General features: G+C 69.6%; 23 protein-coding genes and 1 pseudogene. 20 read left to right on the top strand and 4 right to left on the bottom strand.

All coding sequences use genetic code 11. The features are described 5' to 3' along the window. Positions 1-107: 107 nt before the first annotated feature. The gene (locus BL254_RS13460) at positions 108-914 is read right to left on the bottom strand and encodes a hypothetical protein (RefSeq protein WP_047224015.1); all 807 of its coding nucleotides are present in this window, start codon (positions 912-914) and stop codon (positions 108-110) included. A 413-nt stretch (positions 915-1,327) separates the two neighbouring features. On the opposite strand from BL254_RS13460, the gene BL254_RS13455 reads away from it, so the two are divergent. From BL254_RS13455 to BL254_RS13440, 4 genes are all read left to right on the top strand, one after another. After that, complete coding sequence (locus BL254_RS13455) at positions 1,328-1,630, top strand: hypothetical protein (protein WP_047223944.1); 303 nt, start codon at positions 1,328-1,330, stop codon at positions 1,628-1,630. Positions 1,631-1,751: 121 nt separating this feature from the next. Beyond that, complete coding sequence (locus tag BL254_RS13450; RefSeq protein ID WP_083731056.1) at positions 1,752-2,123, top strand: GntR family transcriptional regulator; 372 nt, start codon at positions 1,752-1,754, stop codon at positions 2,121-2,123. Then, positions 2,120-2,806: an ATP-binding cassette domain-containing protein gene (locus BL254_RS13445; protein ID WP_047223945.1), complete on the top strand. Its 687-nt coding sequence runs from the start codon at positions 2,120-2,122 to the stop codon at positions 2,804-2,806. The genes BL254_RS13450 and BL254_RS13445 overlap by 4 nt, the downstream gene beginning before the upstream one ends. Continuing rightward, positions 2,806-3,402, top strand: a complete 597-nt coding sequence (locus tag BL254_RS13440; protein WP_047223946.1) for a hypothetical protein — start codon at positions 2,806-2,808, stop codon at positions 3,400-3,402. The genes BL254_RS13445 and BL254_RS13440 overlap by 1 nt, the downstream gene beginning before the upstream one ends. Positions 3,403-3,407: 5 nt before the next feature. On the opposite strand, the pseudogene BL254_RS29435 reads toward BL254_RS13440, so the two are convergent. Next, positions 3,408-3,644, bottom strand: a pseudogene (locus tag BL254_RS29435) (hypothetical protein); the annotation flags it as partial. Positions 3,645-4,193: 549 nt separating this feature from the next. On the opposite strand from BL254_RS29435, the gene BL254_RS13430 reads away from it, so the two are divergent. The 4 genes from BL254_RS13430 to BL254_RS13415 all read left to right on the top strand — a co-directional run bounded on the left by BL254_RS13430 (position 4,194) and on the right by BL254_RS13415 (position 7,157). Further along, complete coding sequence (locus BL254_RS13430) at positions 4,194-5,009, top strand: dienelactone hydrolase family protein (protein WP_047223948.1); 816 nt, start codon at positions 4,194-4,196, stop codon at positions 5,007-5,009. Positions 5,010-5,040: 31 nt separating this feature from the next. Further along, a complete protein-coding gene (locus BL254_RS13425; RefSeq protein WP_047223949.1) occupies positions 5,041-5,289 on the top strand; it encodes a hypothetical protein in 249 nt (82 codons plus the stop codon). Positions 5,290-5,505: 216 nt separating this feature from the next. Then, on the top strand, positions 5,506-6,102 hold the full coding sequence (locus BL254_RS13420) for a hypothetical protein (RefSeq protein ID WP_254858101.1): 597 nt from the start codon (positions 5,506-5,508) through the stop codon (positions 6,100-6,102). 152 nt (positions 6,103-6,254) lie between these two features. Beyond that, complete coding sequence (locus BL254_RS13415) at positions 6,255-7,157, top strand: transposase (protein ID WP_139342299.1); 903 nt, start codon at positions 6,255-6,257, stop codon at positions 7,155-7,157. Here BL254_RS13415 and BL254_RS13410 read toward each other — a convergent pair. Beyond that, the gene (locus tag BL254_RS13410; RefSeq protein ID WP_076843461.1) at positions 7,120-9,150 is read right to left on the bottom strand and encodes a hypothetical protein; all 2,031 of its coding nucleotides are present in this window, start codon (positions 9,148-9,150) and stop codon (positions 7,120-7,122) included. The genes BL254_RS13415 and BL254_RS13410 overlap by 38 nt on opposite strands. 366 nt (positions 9,151-9,516) lie before the next feature. Further along, positions 9,517-10,440, bottom strand: coding sequence for a zinc ribbon domain-containing protein (locus BL254_RS13400; protein ID WP_076843460.1), 924 nt, complete (start codon positions 10,438-10,440; stop codon positions 9,517-9,519). On the opposite strand from BL254_RS13400, the gene BL254_RS27060 reads away from it, so the two are divergent. From BL254_RS27060 to BL254_RS13340, 12 genes are all read left to right on the top strand, one after another. Then, positions 10,397-10,663 carry a hypothetical protein gene (locus BL254_RS27060; RefSeq protein WP_076843459.1) on the top strand — a complete coding sequence of 89 codons (267 nt, stop codon included), beginning with the start codon at positions 10,397-10,399 and terminating at the stop codon, positions 10,661-10,663. The two genes, BL254_RS13400 and BL254_RS27060, sit on opposite strands and share 44 nt — an antisense overlap. A gap of 558 nt (positions 10,664-11,221) precedes the next feature. After that, positions 11,222-11,767: an EF-hand domain-containing protein gene (locus BL254_RS13390; RefSeq protein WP_047223951.1), complete on the top strand. Its 546-nt coding sequence runs from the start codon at positions 11,222-11,224 to the stop codon at positions 11,765-11,767. Positions 11,768-11,932: 165 nt separating this feature from the next. Further along, entirely contained in the window at positions 11,933-12,463 is a 531-nt protein-coding gene (locus tag BL254_RS13385) for an EF-hand domain-containing protein (protein ID WP_047223952.1), read from the top strand. A 66-nt stretch (positions 12,464-12,529) separates the two neighbouring features. Next, positions 12,530-13,084, top strand: coding sequence for an EF-hand domain-containing protein (locus BL254_RS13380; RefSeq protein ID WP_047223953.1), 555 nt, complete (start codon positions 12,530-12,532; stop codon positions 13,082-13,084). A gap of 79 nt (positions 13,085-13,163) precedes the next feature. Beyond that, the gene (locus tag BL254_RS13375) at positions 13,164-14,081 is read left to right on the top strand and encodes a cyclopropane-fatty-acyl-phospholipid synthase family protein (RefSeq protein WP_083731054.1); all 918 of its coding nucleotides are present in this window, start codon (positions 13,164-13,166) and stop codon (positions 14,079-14,081) included. Then, positions 14,075-14,941 carry a cyclopropane-fatty-acyl-phospholipid synthase family protein gene (locus BL254_RS13370; protein WP_076843458.1) on the top strand — a complete coding sequence of 289 codons (867 nt, stop codon included), beginning with the start codon at positions 14,075-14,077 and terminating at the stop codon, positions 14,939-14,941. The genes BL254_RS13375 and BL254_RS13370 overlap by 7 nt, the downstream gene beginning before the upstream one ends. Before the next feature lie 3 nt (positions 14,942-14,944). After that, positions 14,945-15,634, top strand: a complete 690-nt coding sequence (locus BL254_RS13365; protein ID WP_047223954.1) for a hypothetical protein — start codon at positions 14,945-14,947, stop codon at positions 15,632-15,634. Next, positions 15,631-17,460 carry a GH3 auxin-responsive promoter family protein gene (locus BL254_RS13360; protein WP_076843457.1) on the top strand — a complete coding sequence of 610 codons (1,830 nt, stop codon included), beginning with the start codon at positions 15,631-15,633 and terminating at the stop codon, positions 17,458-17,460. Before BL254_RS13365 ends, BL254_RS13360 begins: the two co-directional genes overlap by 4 nt. After that, positions 17,457-18,323, top strand: a complete 867-nt coding sequence (locus tag BL254_RS13355) for an SAM-dependent methyltransferase (RefSeq protein WP_047223955.1) — start codon at positions 17,457-17,459, stop codon at positions 18,321-18,323. Before BL254_RS13360 ends, BL254_RS13355 begins: the two co-directional genes overlap by 4 nt. Before the next feature lie 88 nt (positions 18,324-18,411). Further along, positions 18,412-19,278 (top strand): SAM-dependent methyltransferase, encoded by an 867-nt coding sequence (locus BL254_RS13350; protein ID WP_047224022.1) that lies wholly within the window; start codon positions 18,412-18,414, stop codon positions 19,276-19,278. A gap of 1 nt (position 19,279) precedes the next feature. Further along, positions 19,280-20,491, top strand: a complete 1,212-nt coding sequence (locus BL254_RS13345; protein WP_200902472.1) for a hypothetical protein — start codon at positions 19,280-19,282, stop codon at positions 20,489-20,491. Next, positions 20,488-22,674, top strand: coding sequence for a DUF6182 family protein (locus BL254_RS13340; protein WP_052914757.1), 2,187 nt, complete (start codon positions 20,488-20,490; stop codon positions 22,672-22,674). The genes BL254_RS13345 and BL254_RS13340 overlap by 4 nt, the downstream gene beginning before the upstream one ends. Positions 22,675-22,851 lie beyond the last annotated feature (177 nt).

Genomic DNA, 22,851 nt, shown 5'->3' with positions numbered 1-22,851 from the left:
ACAGCGTACGTCAGGGCCTGTCATTGGTGATCCGCTTATTCCGGTGGACTGATGCCGTCACCGTCACCGGTGCGCGGCCTTCCGCCTGCTGGSGGTGGCCGCTGCGGTTACACGGTGGCTGGTAGGGATTCGGAACCGCTGTCGGCGTGATCGAGCTCTGCTGCGGAATCAGGTCGAGGGTTGCTTCCGGTTCGTAGCTGCGCGACAAGGCCGCGGGCGGTGCGGGCACCGACATGGAGGCGTTTGCGGAGGGTTTCGGCGGAAATCGGACGGTGGTGGGTCTGCCAGTGGAGGGCGTCCTCGGCGCGGGCTCGGTCGAGAAGGTCCTGGTCGGAGGCTCGCTTCTGCCGTCTGCGGGGTTCGGTCTCGGTCGCTTGCCGGGGGTGTGGCATCGGGTGGTCTGCCGTCAGCGGATCCTGCCGGCCGGCGTGATCCGCTGTGGTCACGGTTCGGCTCCGGGGAGCCGGCGGGTGCGCCGGTTCCCTGCCGGCGGTGGCCTGTAGAGATTGAAGGAGTTCGGGGCCGATGTGGGACCAGCCGATAAGCAGACAGCAACCCACAGCGTCGAAGGCGGCGCGGCCGTAGTACCCTTCGATGATCGGCTCCGCAGTATTCAGCGCGAGAGTGACAAGACTGCAGAAGATCAGCAGACGCTGGGCGGGCTGGATCTGCTCTCGGCTGGCGCCGCCCAAAGCGAGCTGGCGGGTCGCGAGGAGCAGYGCGACAACGGAGAGATCAACTGCTGGTGCGACCAGCGGGGCGATGTAGGCGGGGACACCGAGCCGGATACCCAGCGCCCAGACGTTGCCCAGCCCGAACAGGAAGCTCAACGCGACGACGCTGGCGATCAGGACGGTGACCGCGTGGAGGGTGATCCGCTGTCCGTCGTGATGTAGTGGAGAAACAGATGCCACGGCGTTCACCGGCATCACGACTACGTCCGGCTGCTTCTCGCCGGCTGATACGGCCGACGTGTGGTTGTAGATCATTGGTATCCGCCATGTGCCGTGCCCACGAGTGTGAGGTCGAAGACCTCATGAAGGCCGATCATGTACGAATGGGTCGAATCCCCCCACCGACTTGAACACCCATCGCATCGGTGGCAGGTCATGAGGGCCGGCAGAAGCAGAAGACGCGATGTCCGCCTTACCGCCGCGCCCGCCATCAGACCCCACCGCCCAGCACAGCGAGTGAAAAACTCCCCTCCACCACCAACCGGCCGACAGGAAACCGCAGGTCATGCCCGCTACCTGGTGCTGATCGACCGGGGCTTCGACAGCAACACCTTCCTGACACCATCCACGACCGGACCAGTCCTGCCGCCACCATGAAGCACGCCAAACCGCCAGCAACCGATGAAGCCAACGAGCCGATCCACAGCGCGACGTGGGAACCCGACAGCGAGGACAACGGTGCGGACGACGGCCACGTTGTCGAGGACCCCGGCGGCCGGGTGACGCTCATGCTCGCTGTACTCAGCAGCCACCCCGGCAGATCCTGGCACGCCCGCGACGTCGCCCGCCGCCTCGACGTCACGAACATCAACAGCTTCCGCGTCCAGATGTCCCAGTGGGCCCATCGCGGCCTGATCCACAAGACCGGCCCCGCAACCTATGCCCTTGCATGCTGACCATGCAGGCGCTCGACACCGACCACAAGATTCTTAACTTCCCGGCTTGGAGCTTGACAGACCGGCCGCCAGCCTCCATGGTTAGTTACATGAGTAATGAACCGATGAACCGCAGTATGCGGTGGTCGGCGTGAAGGACGACGGGCGGCCGCTGTTCCTGCAGATCGCCGAGCAGATCGAGAACTCGATCGTCGACGGCAGCCTGGCCGCGGACACGCAGGTGCCCTCCACCAACGAGCTCGCGGCCTTCCACCGCATCAACCCGGCGACCGCGGCGAAGGGCATCAACCAGCTCGTCGCCGACGGGATCCTCTACAAGAGACGAGGGATCGGCATGTTCGTCGCCGCCGACGCCCGCGCGCAACTGCTGGAACGCCGGCGCGAGAACTTCACGCGGCAGTACCTCACCCCGCTCATGGCGGAGGCGGACAAGCTCGGCATGGGTGCCGAGGAGATCAAGAAACTGATCGAGGCCTGGGAGCACAAGCGATGAACGTGGTGCGGATGGCCGGGGTGACCAAGCGCTACGGCGATGTCGCCGCGCTCGACGGCGTGAGCCTCGAGCTGGCCGAGAACACGATCCACGGCCTGCTGGGCCGCAACGGGGCCGGGAAGACGACGGTGATGCGGATCCTCACCGGGCAGGCGTTCGAGACCGGCGGGGAGGTGGCGGTCTTCGGGCAGCACCCGTACGAGAACGCCGACGTGCTTTCCCGGATGTGCTTCATCAAGGAAAGCCAGCACTACCCGGACAAGTTCCGGGTCAAGCACGCGCTGCGGGCCGCGGAACTGCTTTACCCGCACTGGGATCCGGCGTTCGCCGCGTCGCTGCTGGCGGACTTTGCGGTGCCGGTCAACCGGCTGCTCCGCAGGCTCTCGCGTGGGCAGCTGTCCGCGGTCGGGGTGATCATCGGACTGGCTTCGCGGGCCCCGCTGACCCTGTTCGACGAGCCCTACCTCGGCCTCGACGCCGTCGCGCGGCAGCTGTTCTACGACCGGCTGCTGGCCGACTACGCCGAGCACCCGCGCACGGTCGTGCTCTCCACGCACCTGATCGACGAGGTCAGCGACCTGCTCGAACCCGGGCTGGACTTCGAGCCGGTCTCGTTGCAGCAACTGGTCGTCCGCACCACCCAACGCCACGGCCGGCCGGTCTCCGCCGGGAAGGAGTCCTGATGTCCCGCGTGCTCGACGTCGTCCGGATCCAGCTCGTCCACTGGCCCGCACTGCTGGGCTACCCGTTGCTCGCGCTGGCCGCGATGCCGCTGCTGGGCTGGGGCACGGAGGTGTTCCCCTTCACGCTGGGGCTCGGCGTCACCCGCCGGGCGTTCGCCGCGGCCACCGCACTGGTCGTCCTCGGCCAGGCGCTGCTCCTCGGGCTCGGGCTGGTGGCGTTCGACATCGTCGAGCGGCTGACCGGCGGCTGGGGACGGGAGGCGCGGATCTTCGGGCTGGACGTGCTGGGCCACGGCAACCCGCTCGCGCTGTGGCTTGTCTACAGTGGACCGCTGGTCGCGGTGTCCGCGATCGGGGTGCTGGCGGGTGTGGTGTTCCAGCGCTGGCGTCACACCGGGATCTACCTCGCCATTTTCGGCAGCGTCGCGCTGCTCGCCGCGGTGGGCGTGCTGGGGAAGACGCAGAACTGGTGGCCCTCGATCGGGAGCTTCCTCGGTGGCCAGCCTTCGCTCACGCTGTTCACCGCGTATCCGCTGATGTTCGCGCTGGCGCTCGGCGGAGCCGGCTGGCTGGTGCTGCGCCGCGCGACCGCCTGAGTGCTTCACCGGAAGTCCCGCGACTTCGCGGTGATGCGCATCGGGAGCGCCTCGAGCCGGTCGGCGAGCAGGCTGACCACGCCGTCCGCCTTCTCCACCACACCACGGATCAGCAGCGCCGGGCTGGCGCGGGCGACCCGGTGGTAGCCCTGCCACAGCCCGAGCGTGCAGATCACGTTCACCATCCCTGTCTCGTCCTCGATGTTGAGGAAGGTGATCCCGCCCGCGGTGGCCGGTGTGGCAGTGGTGGTCGCCCGCTCGGCAGGCGGTATCCGCGCCGTCAGGACGCGTTGCCGGCGCCCGAGTGGGCCCTCGTCCTCGTTCAGAAGTGAACTGCCCCGGGTTCCCTGAGCATGCTGAGGACGGGCGCCGAGAGCGTCCCCGGCTCGTCTGAGCGACGGCCGCCATCCTCGGCGTCGGCGATCCAGCCGCGGCACGCGTAGCCCGGCAAACCGCCAAGATTGCCCACACGGCAGCGCAAGCGGGACAGCAGGCGCCCTGTTCCCGCAGGAGTTCGTTGGCGTCCCAGTACGACAGGTTGTAGCGGAGGTATCAGGGGCCGCCAGCACGGTCACTTCCGGTGGGAACCGGAAGCCGGTGAACTCCGAGGCGGGGATCAGCGAACGGGCAGGGTGTCGGCGCATCCGCCCGCCTTTTCTGATCAAGAAACCGGTGAACGCACCAGGCCCACCAGGCGTCTCACGTCACCCACATGACGGTCACTCCAAGTCGCGAACTGCGGGGACGCGCCGGTCTCACTGGAGCATGAACGTTCTGCTTGACTGTCCGCCATGGCCGACGACAGTCTCGCCGATTTCGAGATGAAGGACTTCACCCACGACGGCAGGACCCGGACGGTGTACCGAGCCGGCACGGGCCCGGCCGTGATCGTGATCGCGGAGCTGCCGGGTATCACACCGAAGGTGGCCACGTTCGCCCGCCGGGTCATCGACATCGGCTGCACCGCGGTGATGCCGCACCTGTTCGGCGTCCCCGGCAAGGACCCGCTCGCCGCCGGCAGGCTGGGCTCGTTGCGGTACGGGCTGTCGTCGGCTGTTCCAGCCTGCGTCAGCCGGGAGTTCACCGTCTGGGCGACGAGCCGCACGTCACCTGTGGTCTCGTGGCTGCGTGCCCTCGCCGCGGACGAGCACGCACGCTGCGGCGGGCCCGGTGTCGGCGCCATTGGCATGTGCTTCACCGGCGGGTTCGCGCTGGCAATGGCGACGCACCCCAGCCTGATCGCTCCAGTGCTGGCGGAGCCGTCCCTGCCGTTTCCCTTCACCAAGGCCAGAAAGAGGGCCATCGACTGTTCCGCCGCCGACCTCGACGTGGTCAGGGGACGGTGCGCGGCGGAGGGCCTGCAGGTGCTCGGCCTGCGCTTCCGGGGCGACACCCTCTCACCGGCTGAGCGCTTCCAGTTCCTGCGGGAGCAGCTGGGCGACGCCTTCGTCGCCATCGATCTCGACGACAGCAGCGCCAACCCCGAGGCCAGGATGAAGCCACACTCCGTCGTCACCGAACACCTCATCGACGAGCCCGGCCAGCCGACACGGGCGGCACTCGACCAGGTCCTCGAGCTGTTCCGAACACGCCTCCTACCGGCGTAGCGAACTCGCCCGGCGAAGTCCGGAGCCATCCGTGCGCGACACGCTCGAACGCGCGCTGGTCGCGGCGTTCGCGGACCACGGCCCGGCTTGCCGAGCGGTTCGGCCCCCCGAACCGCTCGGCAAGGGTCGTACCCAGGTCTGCCCCTGCGCCGCGACCCGGCGCTGGCCCGCGACCACAACACCCACGCCGGCCGGATCACCTGCCCCGGTCGGTGCCGCCCACGACCTTCCCTCCATCACCCCCGCCGAGGTCCTCGCCACCGGCCCCGACCCATCCTGACCCTCGCACCAACGCGCCCGGATCTCGCCCGCCCGCGGGGCGCGGCTGCCGGCCGCGGGCCGGGTGGGACCGAGAAGCGCGCTGTGCTGTCGCCATCCTGACCGGGCGGGCGGCCCAGGTTCAGTACCAGCACGGATACGCGGCGGCAACCGCGCCRCGCACGATGCGGTCACCACAGGCGCGCCTGAGCGTRCACGAACTCGAAGGTGACGCACGATGACCATGAACGAACCGTCGGCCGCCGTCTCACGGCGGGRCATCCTGGCAGCCGGGCTGGGCCTGGCGACTGCCACCGCCACCGCCGCCACCACCGCCATGCTCGCCACACCCGCCGCGGCGTCGGGGACGTGGCAGACTGACTGGCGTTTCTGCAACAGGTGCCACGGCCTGGTCCGGTACCCTTCGCCGGTCCAGAACCGATGCCCCGCGGGCTTCTCGCACAGGGTTCAGGGCTGGACCTTCGGAGTGCCCTTCACCAACAGCACTGACCACCATGCTGGCGAGACGGAGTACCAGCAGAGCGACTGGCAGATGTGCCAGTACTGCAGCGTCCTCTACTACCACGACTTCCCCGGCGTATGCGCCGGCCGCGGCGGCTCCACCCACCTGGCGACCGGGCCCCAGTACCTTCTCCTCCACGACCGCAACCCGGTTCCGAGCGGCTTCCAGACCGACTGGCGGTTCTGCTACAAGTGCAGCTCGCTCTACTTCGACGGCTATGACCCGAACGGCGTCTGCCCCGGAAACCCAGGCTGGGGCCATGCCGCCGCCGGCTACATGTTCCACCTGCAGGTGTACGCCTATACCCTCTGACCTAGCGCGCCGGTCAAGTAGCCGTATGTGGCCTGTGGTAGACAGCGCCGGTCGGTGGGCGCCGGGTGCCTGCCTTGATCGGGAGGTGCTGTCGGGTACGTCCTGGGGTGTGGACTCCGCTGCTGGAGCCCTCCGTTGCGGAGCAGACGGTGATGCGTCTGGTACGGCGGGCGAAGCTGTTCGTGTTCCTGCCTCGGTATCGCTATGAGCTGTTCGACGAGGCGTTCCAGGCCGAGCTTGCCGGGGTCTACCGCGACAGTCCCCAAGGGCAGCCGCCGGTCCCATCCGCGCAGCTGGCGTTGGCGCTGATCCTGCAGGCCTATACCGGTGTCTCCGACGACGAAGTGATCGAGGCCTGTGTGACGGACCGGCGCTGGCAGCTGGTGCTGGACTGCCTGGACGCCGACCGGCCGCCGTTTCCCAAGGGCACCCTGGTCGGCTTCCGCACCCAGATGATCAACGCTGGGTGGGATCGGCGGCTGATCGAACGCACCATCGAGGTCGCCACGGAGACGAAGGGCTTCGGGCCGCGGGCGTCACGCGCGGCGCTGGGCTCCAGTCCGCCGTGGGGTGCCGGCCGGGTGGAGGACACCCCGAACATGCTGGGACACGCCCTGCGCAAGGCCCTGGGTGTGATCGCGGTCTCGCAGGGGTGGGGCAGACCGAGGGAACCCGGGTCCTGGCCGGCCAGGCCGGGGCACCGGCGCCGGCGGGGTCCACAGCCTGCAAGCCACGTCGGACGCCGACTGGGACGACCCGGGCCAGCGGGACACGCCCGGGGGGTGGCGCTGGCCGCCCTGGCGGCGGTGGAGGCGTTCGTGGCCGAGCTGCACATCGATCGGGCCTACCTGTCCTCGACCCTGGTCCGCGGCCGCGACCCCAACCTGGCGATCTTCTGCAAGGCCTGGCGGGTGCGTGACACCACCGGCCGGTACGCCAAGACCGCGTTCATCCTGGACTTCGACCGGGGCCGGCCGACCTGCCCGGCCGGGGCGGTGTCGCCCTGGCGGAACCGCCTTACGGGCGGTCGGCCAGATCCCGCAGTTCCCCTATGATCTCGCGGCCGGTCTGCTCGATGGGGGCGAGCCTGGTGACCAGCTCACGACTGGCGACAGTATCCTCGGCGTCGACGCGATCCATGATCTGAGCCAGGGTCGCATGGAGCCGGGCTCTGTGCTGTTCGAGGTGCTCCTCGACCGCGTCGATCAGTATCTGCCCCTGGCTCCGGGCCGCCTCGACGAAATCCGCCCGGGCCTGCTTCGCCTGCTCGTCGATCATCCGCTTGCGCTCGTTGCGGGCCTTCTGGATCACTGATTCCCGTTCCTTGAGCACATTCGTGATCTTGGCAATGCCGATTGCGGCCGCGACGGCGGCACCGACCGGAAGCGCAATAGAGGCGAGGCTGAGGCTGGTCATCAGCGCGGCTGCTCCGCCTGCCAAGGGACCGGCTACGGTGACCGTTCCGGCGGCGATCTGCACGAGGCTGTAGACGGACATGGCTCCCCGCGCGTCCGCGGGCGGGGGCGGAAGACGGCTGTCGAGCGGTTCCGGGGAGACGAGCTGGGAGCCGGTGGCGTCGTCGCCCAAAGCCAGCCGCAGCAAAGTGCGGCCCTTGGCGTCGAGCTGCTCCAGCTGACGCTGCCAGACGGTGGCCGGGCCATCGGGGCCGACCATCCACTGCGTGTAGGTCTGAACCTGGCGGATGTCGATCTCGTGGACGTGCTCGACGTCCAGCTTTCCCTCGTCGATCAGCTGATCGAGCCCGCGGTGCAGTTCCTGCGCGAGATCCGCGAACGGGCGCTGCCCGGCGCGGATACCGCGTTCCAGTTCGTCGGCCAGCTCCGTGCGCATGCTTTCCGCGGAGCTCGCCGCACGCTCCAGCCGCTCGGCGACCGCGGCTTGCTGAGCGGCCAGCTCGTCGACGGAAACCTGATGGGCGTCGACGATGTCCCGGATCGGCCGGTGCCGGCGGCGGACCAGCCGTCTCGTTTCGTCGGCGACCTGGACGAGATGACGGTCCCCGGCGCCGGATTCGACAAGCTGGCGCAGCCGGTCGCGCAGCACGTCCATCCCACTGCGTTGCCTGAGATTTCTCGTCGCGTTCCCGTTCGCCTCCTCGGCGGTGGCCTTCGCCTCCCAGGCCGCGGAGACTGGCAGGAATCCTTCGCCGACGAACGCGGCAAGGCCGCCGCCCGCGTCGGCGAAGTGTGTGCGCAGATAGTCGTTGTTCGTCGCCTGTACGTTGCGCCACGCGGCCTGGCCGTGCTCCCGTTGAGTGGCGCGGTCGATGCCGGTGAGCACCCACAGCACACGCTTCCCGGTCTGCAGGTGGTGGGCGTACAGGTCACGGATGAGGGCGAGCTCGTTGACCGTCAGCGCCGATGTCGCCTGAGTGACGTAGATGAAGCAGTCGGCCTCCGCCCAGGCGCCGCGCATGATGAGGTCATGGTCCCCGTCAGGGGACTCGGAGCCGGGCAGGTCGAACAGCTTGGCCGGCAGAAGGGCATCGGAGATGAGCACCTCGATCTCCAGGACCCGGCGGTTGATGTGCTCGCGGCGGCGGTCGGTCACCTTCCCATCGGCCGCGCCGTACGAGGCGACGACGGCGGGCGGCAGGTCGGTGCCTATCTCGACCCAGTCAGAGTCGTCGAACTTGACGCGCAGCAGGCCGCGCCCGGAAGCGTTGACAGACGGGTCGTCACCGACCGGAACGACGGTGGACGGGCAGGCGGTGGTCGGATTCGCCGACGACGGCAGTATGCCGGTGTACTCGCCCTCGTCATCGTCGTCATCTACCAGCCAGTACTCCAAGCGGCCCTGCAGTCCGCTGATCAGAAAGCTCTTCCCGGCCGACTGGCGGCCAAGCATGCCGACGTTGAGCAGGGTGGACAGGGCGCGGGTGCGAAGGCTGCACACGCGGGCGACGTCGGCGGCCAGCTCGTCGACGTCCTGCGGGGCGTCATCCTGGTTTCCGAGCGTMTCCAGCCACGTCTCGCAGCGGCCCAGCAGGCGCGCCAGATCATCACGTATTTCCTCTACCCCCGTCACGTACAGACATTTACCGCATCGCGCCTTTCCTGTCGAGGGCCACGCCTGTTCCAGCGATATCGGCAGCCGTCCCGCGGCACAGCCCGCAGGCACGGGAGATGGTCTCCGGCATGCGTGCGACCAACCCGCACCGCAACGGCCAGCTCACCGGATTGTTCCTGTCAACGCACCATCTGGGCCCGTCGCCACCGACCCCGACGACCGCCGCACGATCCTCAACAGCCGCCGCCCCTCGTCCGGATCAATCTCCCGGACCCGCACCCGCTCCGCCACAACGCCGATCCTCAAGCCCACGAGCACACGGATGCGGGGCTCCGCCCGGCGTGGCGCTCAGAACAGGGCAAACCTCGACGGATACGGCACTAGTCAGGGCAGGTGGAGCGGCCCAGCCAAGGTCAACAATCCGCTCGAGGGGCATGGAACATCTTCTCTTCCTCGCTGTGCCCCGCCGGGGGCACGTATAGCATCCACACGGGAAACCGGAGCTCCGGCGACTGTTGTGTCGAGTCCCGGAGTGTCGGCGGCTCCCTGCGCGAGGGTTCCGATCCGTTCGAGTTCACCCGCCGGAATTTTGATCATTATGGCTACCTCCTGCGTGTCGGGATGGACGTGGACGATGAGCTGCGTGATCTCAAAGAGATGCCGCTGCAACCGCTCCGGTGCACGATCGAGGCTGAGCCGCAGATACGGCAGAGCCTCGAGGAGCGCGAGGCTGTCCGGCCCGGGCCGTGCGGGATCCGGCACAACGGCCGCATCAAGATCGACAATGGCGTCGACAGCGGCGCGACGTTCAACATCAAGATCGTTGTAGGTTCGGCGCAGTCCCTGGGTGAACGGGTCGTCCGGGTCAGCTGTCTGGGCCTGGCGCAGCAGGTTGTCCTGCCGCCGGACCAGATCGGTGATCTTTCGCCGCAGGCGGTCACGGGTGGCGGTGCGTTCGTGGGCGRCCCGGTCGTCGACCATGGCGAGGTCCGCGGCCAGCAGGGCCATCCGGTCGGGGCCGAAGACCCGCTCGGCGTAGAAGTCAGCGAYCGCGTCGAGCAGGACGTCCTCGCGGATACGGACGGTTTTCGGATGCCCGGCGAGTCTGTCCTCGCGTCCCCGGTTGTTCGCCCGGGGCCAGCAGGTGTAATAGACGATGTTGCCGGGCCGGCGGTACTCCCCCCACATCCGCCGTTCGCAGGCGCACAGGACCATCCCCCGGAACAGATAGGTGCGCAGGGTCGCCGGATGGATGTTCGGTTCGTTGCCGTCACGGGAGCCGCGACGCGCCCGCCGCCGGGCGTTCATCTCATCGAACATCCACCGGGGGATCAGCGGCGGCTCGTGCACGGGTTCGGATGACCACGTCGACGTCACTTGCGGCGGCGCCACCGTCACCAACCTGCTCACCACACCTCAGGGCAATCACCCCGTCCAGGTCGACGCCCTTGCCGCGGCCGACGCCCGCGTCCCGCTCGTCGACGCCTACACCGCCAGCGGCGGACACGACATCTGCGCCCAGACCCGCTGACCGCTGGGCCGACGGCTCCAACGCCACCGGAACCCCCTACCACCCCAACGCCACCGGAACCGCCGCCATCAGCACCCTGATCGCCAACGCGCTCACCCACCAGGCCAGCCCGCCAACCAGCCCAGAAGCCACCTCGACACACAGATAGCCGATCAGCGGCCGCGCGCTTATCCCGTCCCGGTAAGGACCGCGAATCACGAGCAGGACGGCCCGCCGCGGACGATCTACATCACCTGACCGACGGGGCTGGCCCCAGTTTCGTGATCGCGCCGCTCGGGGTACGACAGGCACGGTAGTCCGCCACCGAAATCCGAAACAGAAGGAATTTCGCGATCAACCGAGAACGTGTCGTCCCGCGTTCTCACCCCCGGCGAGGGTTTAATGTTGAATACTCGCCGGGTGACCCGATAACGGTGACCAGCGACTTGCGGCCGCCTTCCTCTCGACTAGACTTCATAACACGGAGCCACCCGGAGGGCGTCGGCAAGATGTGTTCCGGGACCTCCTCCGCCCATTTCCCTCGCGAAACGCCCATTTCCCTCGCGAAAGGGGTATGCCATGGCCACCACGGCGACCAGGCCGCAGGACGCTCGCCTCGAGAGGCTGTTCGAGGCGACGGACACCAATAACGACGGGGTCATCGAGTGGAGCGACTACGAGCGGATCGTGGACCGGTACGTGTCCGGTTTCGGGCTCGACCGTGACTCGCGTGAGGCCCAGGCCCTGCGGGCGGCTCACCTCATGTACTGGTTCGAACTCCGGCGCCACGCCGGCGGCAATGACCGGCTGGACAGGGATGACTACATTGCGGCGCTCCATTCCCTGATCGTGGACACGAGCCGCTTCAATCTGGTCGAGGGGATCCCGCACGCGATCTTCGACGTGATCGACCGCAACGGGGACGGGGGCATCAGCAAAGAGGAGTTCAGCAGGTATCTTCAGGTCTGGAAAATCGATCCGAAGACGGGGCTCGAGGTCTTCAACCGGCTGGACATCGACGGGGACGGCTCGATCAGCCGGCACGAATTCATCCGCTCGTGGCGGGAGTTCTTCTACTCCTACGACCCGGAAGTGCCCGGCAGTTTCTACTTCGGGCGTGTGTAGGCCCGCGAAAGCCCTCGACGGCMACGTGCGCGGCGACCGGTCCCGGTAGCCGCCGGCCATAGAATGCGCCCGCCCTGCGCCCGCGGGTCGCGCCGCCGGCGAGTCGGCAACATCAGCGCCCGGCCCCGGCAGGCACCGGGCAGCCACAGAACCGGAGGTCTCGACGTGGCGGCCGTCTCCTGCGCAACGAACCGTCTCGATCAGGTGTTCCGAACCCTGGACATCGACGGAGACGGGTTCCTGGAATGGTCCGACCTGCAGCGTCTCGTCGATCGGTATCTTGCTGTATTCAGCGTCAACGCGGACAGTCTGCCCGGTCGGGGGCTGCGGGCTGCCTACGAGATGGAGTGGCTCCACCTGCGCCGGCAGGTGGGTGGTCGGCCGCGCCTGGCGGCGGAGGAGTTCCCCGCCGCTGTGGCCGCCGCGAGCGCGGACACCAGCCGGTTCGACCTGCTGGAAAACGTCCCCCAGGCAATCTTCGATCTCATGGATTCTGACGGGGACGACGCGATCGACCGCACCGACTTCGCACGTTTTCTCGAGGTGTGGCAGATACCTGCCGGCACCGGACAACGCGCCTTCACCGCGATGGACCGGGATGCCGACGGACTCGTCAGCCGGCACGAGTTCGTCACGTCGGTCCGTGAGTTCCACAGCGACGGTTCGGATCGACCCGGAGATCTGTACCTTGAGTGACCGCCGACTTTGCCCCACCAGATCTTTCCGGATTCCTCGAATGGTTTTCCGGAGGATGGAGGTGTCGTGACCCAGGCGCCCCCTGATCCTGTCGACCTGAAGATCCAGCAGGTCTTCCTCGCTCTCGACGCGGATCGCGACGGCCAGGTCGGCTGGCCGGACTACCAGGACCTCGTCCGCAGACACCTGGAGGTGTTCGGCGTGCCCGCGGCAGACCCGCGTGGCGTGGCGCTGCTCGACGCGTACCGGTCACTGTGGCGGGAGTTCCTGCGGCATGGCCGCCCCCGCACACCCGACTGGCTCACAATGCCCGAGTTTGTCACGGCCAACCGGTCCCTGAGTCTCGACACCAGCCGGCTTGACATGGTGGCGGGAGTTCCGGGCGCGATCTTCGACGTGATCGACGGCGATCGCGACGACCAGATCACGCAGGCCGATTTCGACCGCTTCCTGCGCGGAGTGTGGCGGATCGCGGCGCCGGATGCGATCGAGGCGTTCACCGGACATGACATGGACGGCGACGGCCGGATCTCGCGCGCCGAGTTCCTCTGGGGAGTTCGCGAGTTCTTCTTTTCCAGCGACCTGTCGGTCACGGGAAGCAGGTACTTCGGTCGACTGTGATGCCCGGGCGTTCCCAGCCGGCCGCTGAATTCACGACTCGGCGGCCCGCCTGGGAACCGAGCGGAAGGCTTCCTCGACGATGACGAATGCCCCCTGCGTCCGCAACGAGTACGAACGGACGCTGAAGAGCCACTGGGATGCCAAGACCTCCGACGATATCAACCTGCGGTTGGGAGCCGAGGACGACCTCTACCATCACCACTATGCCATCGGCGACTTCGACCGCGGCGTTCTCGACGCCCCACGCCAGCGCCGCGAGGAACTGATTCTGCGGGAGCTRCACCGGATGGAGAACGACCAGGTCGATCTCGTCATCCGGGCACTCGGCGAGCTCCCTCGGGGCGCGCGTGTGCTGGACGCCGGATCCGGGCGGGGCGGGACCGCCTTCATGATCGCACAACGGCTAAGCACCCAGGTGGTCGGGATCAACTTCTGCGAGCATCACATCGCGTTCGCGGAACAGATCGCGCGGCGACGAGGGTGGGACGACCGGGTCCGGTTCCGCTACGGGAACATGGTCCGCACCGGGTTTCCGGACGCCTCGTTCGACGCGGTCGTCTCGAACGAGACCACGATGTACGCCGGCGCGGACGAACTGCTGCGCGAGTTCGCCCGGCTCCTGCGGCCGGGCGGCCGGTACGTCATGGCGACCTGGTGCCGCAACGACACCGTGGACCCGCGTTCTGCCGCGTCGCGGCACATCGACCAGCACTACGTCTGCCAGATGCACCGGCGCAGCACCTACTTTCGGGCGCTATCCGACAACGGCCTGGCACCCGTCCACGTCGAGCGTTACACCGGAAAGGCGATGCCGTACTGGGAGCTGCGCAGCCACTCCCAGCTTCGCACGGGCGTCGAGGAGGCGTTTCTCGACGGCTACCGGAACGAGACGCTGAACTACCTGGTCGTCGCGGCCGAACGTGCCGCGGCGGACGGATCGGATACGGACGCAGGGGCCCGTCGGCCCTTCCGGGTGGAGGAGCAGCGGACATGGTGAATGTTGAGCTGGCCGACAGGGACACCACCGTCCTCGGCCGCCACGACTCGGCGCAGCGCGGCTACTGGGAGAGCAAGAAATCCGACGACATCAATCTTCGGCTCGGTGGCGGAGACGATCTATACCATCATCACTACGGCATCGGCGACTACGACCACGCGATTCTCGACGCACCGCCGGAGCGGCGCGAGGAACTGATCCTGCGCGAGCTCCACACCATGGAGAACCGGGAGACCGAGATCATCCTCGACGCGCTCGGCGGGCTGCCGTCACATTCCCGCGTCATGGACGCCGGTTCCGGGCGGGGCGGAACGTCCTTCATGATTGCCGAACGCTTCGGCTGCCGCGTGGACGGAGTGAACTACTGCGGCCACCACATCGATTTCGCCGAGCGGATCGCGCGCCGCCGCGGATGGGCGGACCGGGTCCGCTTCCACTTCGCGAACATGGCCCATACGCCGTTCCCCGACCAGTCGTTCGACGCGATCGTCTCCAACGAGACCACAATGTGTGTGGACATCGACGAGGTGTTCGGCGAGTTCGCCCGGCTGCTGCGCCCCGGCGGACGCTACGTGGCGGTCACCTGGTGCCGCAACGACGCCGTCGACCCCCGGTCACCAGCCTCCCGGAAGATCGACGCGCACTACCGCTGCGCCATGCACCCGCGCAGTGCCTACTTCACCGCGCTCGCCGCCCACGGGCTGGTCCCCTTCCACGTCGCGCGGCACACCGAGGCGGCGATTCCTTACTGGGAGCTGCGGGAACAGTCGTCGCTGCGCACCGGCGTGGAGGCACCGTTCCTCGAGGGTTACCGCGAGCGCAGCATCGACTATCTCGTCATCGCCGCGGAACGCAGGTAACCGATGTCGCGCGAACCGGAGAATTTCTGCGTCCTGCTGGGCCCAGACCATGCTGGGAAATCCACCGTCCTGAACGAGCTGCGGTCCGCCGGCTTCCGCGGCCTGCTTGTCTCCGCGGACGATGACCACCTTCCTCCGGAGCACGCCCTGATCTCCCGCGTACGGCATGGCATCATCGCCGACGTCGGGGCAGGTCTCGGCGCGGAATACTCCGCCGATCTCCTCACGTCCATGGCCCAGACGGTCATCGTCTACCTGCGGGACCGGATCCGCCAGGCCCCACCCGGCCAGCCGGTTCTGGTCGACTCGTACTACTACAAGACGCTGGCAAAATGCCGGCTCGCCGGCGCCTGGCAACATCCCATGTTCGACTGGTGGAGAAGCTTCCCGCAGCCAGACCGGATCATCTATCTCGATGTCGATCCCAGCACTGCCTGGGAGCGGGCCGGCGGCGCGGCGGGAACGCACCGCCTTGAATGTCGCGGCGGCGTCGGCCGGGCTGCGTTCGAGGAATATCAGCGGGAGCTTGCGAAGATGATGCTGGACGAGGTGGGATCGGTGCCCGTCACCGTGCTCGACAGCCAGGGCCACAGCGGCCCTACGGCGCTTGCCGCCGCCGTCCGGCGCATCGTCGAGGACGCATGGCGGTCACCGGAGGATCCCCCGACGAGAATGGGCGGAAACCGCCGATGAACGGGGAATCACCGAATGTCGCCACACGCGAGTGGGCGCATCCCGACCGATTGCGCCGCTACCGTGCGCGGGTCATGGCCGAACGGGCCGGCCTGCAGGCCGCGGGCGCGCGTTTCGCCCGCTGCCAGGACGAGGTGCTGCGTCACCTGCTGATGTTCAACGCCGACACCGAGTTCGGCCGGAAGTACTCGTTCGGCCGGATCCGTACCCTCGCCGAGTTCCGGCGGGAAGTGCCGATCCACGACTATGCGGCGCTCGCGCCCTGGATCGAGCGGACCGCCGGCGGGGAGTCCGGACTTCTCACCGCGGACGATCCCGTTGTCTATTTCACCAGCAGCGGCACGACCGGATCCCACAAGAAGATCCCGGTGACGGGCGAGTTCATGCGCACCGTCTTCATGCCCTTTTACCACGCCATGTGGGCGCCGCTGGTCGGGCACTTCTGGGACGCCGTCGCCCGGCCGGACGCGCTGCTCAACCTCAAACAGGACCTGCGTGCCGTGCCGCCCACCACCGCCTCGGGCCGCCCGCACGTGGGCAGTAGCCAGGTCGACATCGGCGCGCGGTTCGGCGAGCCGTTGTCCGCCGAACCCGGCACGGCAGCGCCCTGGGCGGCCCTGCCTGCCGCCGTCGCCGAGGACGACCACTGTGAACGGGCGTACCTGCGCCTGCGCCTGGCGGTGGAGAACGAGCGCCTGCGCGGCGTCATCACCTTCAATCCCGCCATGGTCGCCGCGCTTCCCTATCAGCTGCGGACGTGGTGGCCGCGCATCGTCCGGGAGGTGCGCGACGGCACTCTCGGCGGGCGCCCGCACGGCTCGCCGAACCCGCGGCGGGCCGCGGAGCTGGAGGCGCTGGCCAGGTACTTCGACCCGGTGCGCCCGGCGCACGTGTGGCCGGACCTGACGGTCATCCTGTGCTGGACCACCGGCGTGGCCGCGCTGTACCTGCCTCGGCTGCGGGAGGAGTACGGGGCCGGCGTGAGCGTGCTGCCGGCGCCGGTGGGCGCGTCGGAGGGGCCGGTCGGCGTGCCGCTCGATCGCCATCGCACGGCGGGCAGCCTGGTGCCGACCGCCTCCGTGCTGGAGTTCGTCGATGCCGAGCTCGGCCTCGAGCCCGACAGCGAGACCCTGCTGGCGCACGAGCTCGACCCTGGCCGCGACTACCACGTGCTGTTCAGCCACGTCGGCGGGCTGTACCGATACGCGGTCGGCGACGTCGTCAGAGTCGTCGACCGCGTCGGTGGGGTGCCGCGGGTCGAGTACGCCGGGCGCAGGAACCCGTCGGACGCTGTCGGGGAGCGGCTGCGCGAGGCCCAGGTCGTCCGGGCCCTCGGGGATGCGCTCGCCGCCGGCGGCCTGGCCGTGCGCAACGTGGCCTGCCGGCCCGACCAGGCAGAATTCGGTTCCCGGCCGGGCCCAGGCGCCGGGACGACGGCCGTTGCGAGGCCGGACGCGGACTTGGAACGACCAGTGCRGACCGGACCGCCAGGCGCGGGCACCGTCCATTACACCTTCGCGGTCGAACCGGAAGGATCATGGACGGACGCCGAGACGGCCGTGTTCACGCACCGGCTCGACGCCGCGCTGAGCGCGCACAGCCCCCGCTACCGCGCCACCCGGGCGGCAGGCCGGCTGGGCGCCCCCATGGTGCGGCTGCTCGCCCCGGCCACGTTCGCGCGGGAGTGGCTCGACACCGTGCGCGCAGGTACGCGGCCCACACAGGTCAAGGACCGCCTGTTCCGGCCGGACGCCGATGGGTGGCGCCGGCTGCTCGGGACGGCCGGCACGCGGGAGTCCCACGGGGAGTTGGGGAGGGCATCGTGACCCAGCAGATCGATCTCGGTGCGGTCGAGCGCACCGCGCTGCTCACCGCCGCGCTGCGAGCCCGGGAGACTGGGCGTGCCGACCGCCTGTTCGCCGATCCCTACGCCGCCGCGCTCGCCGGGGAGCTCGGCCCCGACCTGCTGGCGGAGGTCCTGGCTGCCACGTTTCCCCCGTCCGGGAAACGGACGGTACCCATCACTCCCGACTACAACTCCATCCGTACCCGCTTGTTCGACGACCTCCTGCAGCGGGCGGTGACCACGGAGCCGATCAGCCAGGTCGTGCTCGCGCCCGCCGGGATGGATTCCCGCGCCTATCGGCTGCGCTGGCCGGAGCGGGTCCGCTACTTCGAGGTGGACCGCCCGGCGGTGCTCGACTACAAGCGGTCCCGGCTCGGCGGGGCGCAGCCGCAGGTCGATCATCGACTCGTCCCGACCGACCTGGTCGGCGACGCCTGGGAGGACGACCTGCTTGCCGCCGGCTATGACCCGGCGCTGCCCTCCACCTGGCTGTTCGAGGGCCTGCTCTACTACATTCCCGGCAACGACACCCACCGGCTCCTGGACCGGGCCGCGGCGGTCATGACGCCGGGCAGCCAGGTCGCGGCGGACATCCCCAGTGCTGCCTGTCTGACCGACCCGCGGATGCGCCCCCTGCTGGACGTCTTCGCCCGATGGGGATGCCCGTTCCGGTTCGGCAGCGACGACCCGGAAGCGCTGTTCCGCGAGCACGGGCTCACAGTGCGGGCCATCCATCCCGGCGCCGGCGAGACGGCCGGCTACCGCCGTTGGGCCGACCCGGTGCCGACCTCCCCGCGGGACGGGGTGCATCGGCTGTTCTACGTCCACGGTCACCGCCACTGATCCGCGGCGTGTCCCGCCGCGTGGCGGGACACGCCGCGGGGACGACGCCAGCGCCGTGGAGACCTTCGCCGCAGGAACGGAGAGGGACATGTCCGATCACTGTGTACTCGCCCCCGTCGAACGCACGGCGCTGATCGCCGCGGCGCTGCGCGCGGCCGAGACTCGCAGCGACGACCCGCTGTTCGAGGATCCCTACGCGGCCCACCTCGCCGGCGCGGCCGGCGCGGAGCTGTTCGCCGAGATGCTCGAGGTCATCCAGCCGGCCGGGGCCACGCGCTCGGTGCCGATGACCGCCGACTACTTCGTCATCCGAACCCGGCTGTTCGACGACTTCCTGCGTTCGGCGGCCGAGGATCCGGACATGCGCCAGGTAGTCCTCGCGCCGGCCGGAGTGGACTCGCGGGCGTGGCGCCTGCCTTGGCCGGCGCGGATCCGCTACTTCGAGGTGGACCGCCCCGCGGTGCTCGACTACAAGCAGGCGCGCATGGTGGGGCGAACTCCCCGTGTCGACCATCGGACCGTTGCCACCGACCTGGTCGGCGACACCTGGGAGGCTGACCTGCGCGCCGCCGGCTACGACCCGGCACTGCCTTCCACCTGGCTGTTCGAGGGCCTGCTCTACTACGTCCCCGAACCGGGCCTGCACCGCCTGCTGGACCGGGTCGCGGCCCTGATGGCCCCGGGCAGCCGGATCGCCGCCGACCTCATCGGCGCCGGGACGTTCGCCGACGTGCGCATGCGCCCGCTGCTGGACCTGTTCGACCGCTGGGGCTGCCCGCTCGTGTTCGGCACCGACGAGCCCGAACCGCTGTTCACCAAGCACGGGTTCGCCGTGCGCGCGGACCAGCCGGGTATGGGCGCCGCCGCCGGCTACGGACGGTGGTCCGACCCGGTGCCGCCGCCGTCGGCGCGAGGCGTGCACCGGCTGTTCTACGTCCACGGCCGCCGCCGCTGACATGACCACGTCCACCGAGACGGCGGTCGGGCGGCTCCCCATGCCGGCGCAGGCGGGCGGCCCCGCGGCCGGCCGGCCGCGGGTCCTGCTCGCCCCGGTCACCGTGACGCCCACGAAGCCGCTTACGCCCAGTCACCTCAAGTTCCTGCTGTGGATCGACGTGATGTACCGGGCGACGGTGCCGCTCGCCGACGTCATCCTCCGGTGCAGCCACACGACCTACCACCAGACGGAACAGACCCTGGGCTTCTGGGAGTACCTCGACCGCACCCGCGGCGACGACGACTATGCCGCCATGTCCGAAGTGGACGTGGGGGAGCTCTACGTCGCCTACCGTGCGGACGGCCGCCGGCCCACCGCCGAGGCGCTGCGCCCATATGCCGACGCGGCGGAGCACGGTTGGGTCCACCCGGCCAGTGTCCGCGTGCTGCGGGCCTGGCAGACCCAGTACCGGATACTGGGAATGCACGATCCGGGCCTGCTGGCCCATGTGCCTCCCGGGGCGGATCTGGCCACGGTGCTCGACCGGCTCGCCGAGCTGGGCGTTCTGGTCGACCTGCGCGCCCACGGCGGCCCCGTGCACCTGGACCTGACCCGGTTCGGCCAGCCGCTGCGCCAGATCATCGCCGCCGACGGCCGACCCAACTACCTGGCCTGCGCCCTGCGCGAGCTACTGCCACTGGCCGGCGATCACGACGAGATCGTGCTGGCCCACGATCCCGAACTCGACGCCGACTACCGCCTGCTGTCCCACGTGCTCGAGATGGCCGGGGCCACCGTGCGCCGCTACACCATCGGCCGCGTCCCGATCGACGGCGTGCTGAGCTCCGCCCGGCAGGGCGACTGGCGCGGCCACGACGCGGCCACCCTGCTCGCGTCGCTGTCCACGGACCACACACCGGACGCCGTGCGGCTCGGGTTCCGGCTGTACTTCATCGCCGTCCTCGGCCCCGGGCCGGAGCAGTCGCTGCGCGAGGACCTGCTGCGCCACTGCGTCGCACGCGCCGAACGGCTGTGCGAGAACAGCGGCGGCCCGGCCCCGGGGCACGGTGTCGAACCAGCCGGCCCGCCGGGCCGGTCCGAACTGATCGAACTGCTCGAACAACACCGCGGCCGGCACCTGTACATCGATCCCTACCGCCTGACCTCCCACGCCTTCGGCCGGCGACGGCCCGCGCCGGCCAGGCAACTGCTGTCCGAGGCGTACCTGTGACTGGCGACGCGCCGCCGGCCGGCGACGTGCAGGCACTGCTGCGCGCGAGAGCCGCCGCCCGCTTCCGCGCGGCCCGCCCGGACCTGGCACCCCGCTTCGACCTGGACAGCATCACCGGCCTGCTCGCCGCGCGAGAGGCGGTGCGCACAGCGCCGGACGACCCACCGGTGCGGGCCGTCGCCGTCCTCGGCCGCCTCGACCTCGCCGCCTGGGCACGCGCGGCCTGCGAGTTCCTGCTCGCCCTGCCGTCAGACCAGGCAGCGGCCTGGCAACGGTCCCTCACGATGACGATCTTCCTGGCAGGCAACCCCGCGAACCTGCGCGAACGGTTCACGTTCGACCATGTCGCCGGACCCTACGCCTGGAGGGGGCCGGCCCCCGCAACGGCACACACCGGCCTGTGCCGGCTGCTGCGCACCTTCGAAGCGTCACGCCCGCTGGCCGCCGACCAGGCAGCGCGGTGTATCGACCTCCCGCAAGGGCCCAACGCCGCGCCCCGGCCATGCCGGGAACTGGTCGTGGAGATCGCGACCGCACGTGTCCCCGCGTCCCGCGCGCTGGTGCACCTGCACCATCTGCTGGCGGACGCGGTCCTGGGCGGCTGCATCGGCCCCGGCGACCGGTTGACGCTACGGCCGGTGCCTCACATCGCGGCAACGGACCCGTCGATTCTTGCCCTGCGCATCGACCTCGACCAACCCGGCGGGTCCGACGACTCCGGCCGGCCCGATCAACCGGGCCGGCCGGACCAGCCCCGGCTGCGCGCCTACGCCGCCCTACGTCCCCCAGCTCCGCCAGCCGCCGCGCCATCGTTCGACGGGGTCCTCACCCGCGACGACGCAAGCCTTCGCTGGGCAGCCGACGACTTCGGCCATCTCGTCCACCATCGTCCCCGGGCTGTGCTCCGGGCCGCGAGCGTGACCGATGTCGTGCGGGTTGTCCGGCTGGCCCTCGACATGGGGTGCACCCTCACCGCTCGCGGCCGCGGACACTCGGTGTACGGGCAGGCGCAGGCGGCGGACGGCCTCGTCGTCGATATGTCCAGGCTGAACCGGGTTGATGGCGTGACCGCGAACACGATCCGCGCACAGGCCGGCGCGCGCTGGGCGGACGTCGTCGATGCGGCGCTCGGGCGCAGCCGGGCCGTACCGGTACTCACCGACGTGGTGGACACCTCGGTCGGCGGCACCCTGAGCGTCGGCGGGATCGGCGGCGCCAGCCACCGCCACGGCCTGCAGATCGACAACGTCGAGGAACTGTCCGTCGTCACCGGGACCGGACAGCTCCTGACCTGCTCGCCCACCCGTGACCGGAGCCTGTTCCACGGGGTGCTCGGTGGGCTCGGCCAGTGCGGCCTGATCGTCGATGCCACGCTTCGCACGGTGCCGGCGCCACGTCGGGTGCACTACGGGCTGCGAACGCACCACAGCCTCGACGACTGCCTCGCCGTACTGCGACAGCTCGCGGCCGACGACGGACCCGACTTTCTTCAGGGACATGTGCTGCTGGCCGCATCAGACAGGTGGCAGTACGCCGTCGAAACCGCCGTGTACGAGTACGACCCCCGCTCCGACCACGATCATGCCCCCGGCACGGCGACCGGCTCTGCTGCCGGAACCGGGACCCGGACCGGCCGGCAGGCCGAGGTCCGCTCCTACCGGGACTTCGTCCATCGGATGGCCCCGGCGGAGGCGGCAGCGCGGGCAAACGGGGAGTGGTTCCAACCGCACGCCTGGCTCACCGTGCTCATGCCCGACGCAACCGTGTCCACGCTGGCCACATCGGTATTCGGCGGTCCCGCCCCCCTGGGGCTCACCGGACCGGCTGAACTCCGGCTGGTTGGCCTGCTGTTTCCCGTCCGCCCCGGCCACGCCGACGGGTCGCCCACRCCGATCCCGATGCCGGCCGGACCAGGCCCCGTGTGGGTCCTGTCGGTTTTGCGCGGCGGCCGTGCCGACGACCCCGCCGGCGCGGCGGCGCTCGTCGAGGCGAACCGGGCGACGCGCGACGCGGCCGTCGCCCTCGGCGGCGCCGTCTACCCGATCAACGCGGTGCCGACGCAACCGGCCTGCTGGCGGGCCCACTTCGGCCAGCAATGGCCTAGCCGCCAAGCCCTGCGGGCACGGTTCGACCCAGCCGGAATCCTCACCCCCGGATACGGGATACCGCGAGATGACGCATGACAGCCCAACTGTCTGGGTGTGCTCCCGAGCCCGCTTCCGCTGGCCGGGCCATCCGGGACTGGCGGCGAACGGCGGAGTGCCTTGTCCGCGGCGGGATTCCCTCGGGCCACCTTCACCGAGATGGCCCCGAGTCGCCGGCTGGCGCGCGCCAGCCGGGCCTCGCTGGATCTTCGATCA

Origin of the sequence: Protofrankia sp. BMG5.30, assembly GCF_001983005.1 — a bacterium.
GTDB classification, from domain to species: Bacteria; Actinomycetota; Actinomycetes; order Frankiales; family Frankiaceae; genus Protofrankia; species Protofrankia coriariae.
Note: the sequence above shows the minus strand (reverse complement) of the source record. Positions and strands in the feature narration are given on the sequence as shown.